General features: G+C 41.9%; 3 protein-coding genes. All 3 read right to left on the minus strand.

Annotated elements, in window-relative coordinates:
• Positions 1–534: helix-hairpin-helix domain-containing protein (locus F6K37_RS40340; RefSeq protein ID WP_502709657.1), on the minus strand; the 534-nt coding region annotated here is incomplete at its 3' end.
• A 214-nt stretch (positions 535–748) separates the two neighbouring features.
• Entirely contained in the window at positions 749–1,402 is a 654-nt protein-coding gene (locus F6K37_RS40345) for a CHRD domain-containing protein (protein ID WP_008184723.1), read from the minus strand.
• A 194-nt stretch (positions 1,403–1,596) separates the two neighbouring features.
• A complete protein-coding gene (locus F6K37_RS40350) occupies positions 1,597–1,767 on the minus strand; it encodes a hypothetical protein (protein ID WP_008184725.1) in 171 nt (56 codons plus the stop codon).
• Positions 1,768–1,879: the final 112 nt, after the last annotated feature.

The following is a 1,879-nucleotide window of genomic DNA, read 5'->3' on the forward strand; positions in this document are numbered from 1 at the left end:
TTGCTGGCGGTTGGGCTGAATGCTATCAAAGGCACCACAGTAAATCAATGCTTCCAAACCACGGCGGTTAAGGGTGCGCAAATCCACGCGATCGCATAAATCTGCCAAAGCCTTAAACTCACCACCATTCTCCCGAGCCTTGATAATACAATTAATTGCTCCGTGTCCCAAATTCCGGATTGCTGAAAACCCAAACAATATACTATTAGAGATTGGGGTAAAATCCAAATCAGAACGATTGATATCTGGTGGCAAAATCTCAATCCCCATGGTTGAGCAAGTAGCAATATATTTCTGTATCTTGTCCGTGCTGTTACTACTCGCTGTCAGCAACGCTGCCATATATTCAACTGGGTAATTCGCCTTGAGATAGGCAGTTTGATAGGTTACATAGCCATAGGCCGTGGAGTGAGATTTGTTGAAGCAATTGGAAGCAACCATACCGTTTGCCAAAATAAAGTTATGGTCGTCCTTGACACCAATATCATAGACAGGTTGAGTACCTAAGGATTTGCGGCTGATGATTTTAACCATCGATTAAATTGACGAGGTAACTAGACTTTTACTTTTCCTGATTAGGGATTAGGGATTAGGGATTAAATGCTATAACCTAACATTATTAACCTAACATTATTAACCTAACAGTATTTCTAATACCATTAACCATTAACCAAGCACCATTAACCATTAACCTAACCCCTAACACCTAACCCTAAAAACTAAATTGACAGAGTACTAGTACAGAGTACTAGCTTACTAGCTTTTTTTTGATGGCTGAACCTGCACCAATGACTCCCACCGCTAGTAAACCTAATACTGAGAAAGGTTCGGAGACAGGGGTAGCAATGATTTGTCCTCTAATTATCCCTGCTGGGTCATTTTCTGAGTGAAGATTGAAATAGAGATCCGTATCTGCACCAGGAGCAGTAGCCAGCAGTCCAGGAGCAATCTCACTCAAGGAAGTACTGGCAGGATCATCAAGATCCCAAATTCCTGAGATAGTAGTTGAGCCATCCGAGTTAGAGGTAACCGTGCGGTCATCATTATCCTGATCCGGGCCAAAAATACCAAAGACTACCGGACCATTTTCCCCACGGGGAGCTTGGTGAAAATGGAGCAAGGTAGCAACATCTAGAGCATTTGCAGGACTTGCTACATCCGCTAGCTGGCTAAAGTCAACACCAACAACGTTAATACTGTAACTCAGTTCCGTACCAGCATCATTGAGTTTTAAGCTAGCAGAGCCAGTTGCTGGGGATTGGGTAACTCCTCCAGGAGCGACTTCCTGAGCACTGTCCAATGTTGCTTGAAACAGGGTATAGGCACTGGCTGGTGTAATAGCGAAGGATGGCAGTAATGCCAATCCTGTCACTAAGGTTGTAGATGCGAAGAAATGTTTCATGAGTTTATTCTTTAGTGTGTAGAGAATTGGAGATTTGACCGACCTAATAACTATAGTTTTTTTTCATCAGAGAAAAAAGCGGTCAAGCAAGTGTCAACTTTGATAACGTTTTTCTTGCTGAGTTGACGGTTGACCGTTAACTGTTTACTATCCACAAACAACCGTCAACCGTCCACAAAGAACCAGTTATTTATTTACTTCTGATCTAATTCCTCCCCAGTATCAAAAATAATCACAAATTTGACATCAGGCATCAGCTGTCGGAGACTGCGCAAGTGACCCTCTGCATCAGAGCGGTTACGGAAGCGAGCAACAACCACTCGTTGCATTTTGGGTAATAACCGCACAATTAAGCTGTTGCGCATTTAAACTGTGATAACAGCATTGCCTTTGTTTTTTATTTTTCGTACCCATTTTATAATTAACCCTCCTTCATTTAAAAGATGATTTAACAAACATTCTAATTCTTCAATTGAT

Source organism: Moorena sp. SIO4E2 (assembly GCF_010671945.1).
Taxonomy (GTDB): Bacteria; Cyanobacteriota; Cyanobacteriia; order Cyanobacteriales; family Coleofasciculaceae; genus Moorena; species Moorena producens.

Coding starts and splice junctions, on each gene's coding strand:
- F6K37_RS40350 (WP_008184725.1), bottom strand. CDS start 1,767: ATGCGCAACAGCTTAATTGTGCGGTTATTACCCAAAATGCAACGAGTG.
- F6K37_RS40345 (WP_008184723.1), bottom strand. CDS start 1,402: ATGAAACATTTCTTCGCATCTACAACCTTAGTGACAGGATTGGCATTA.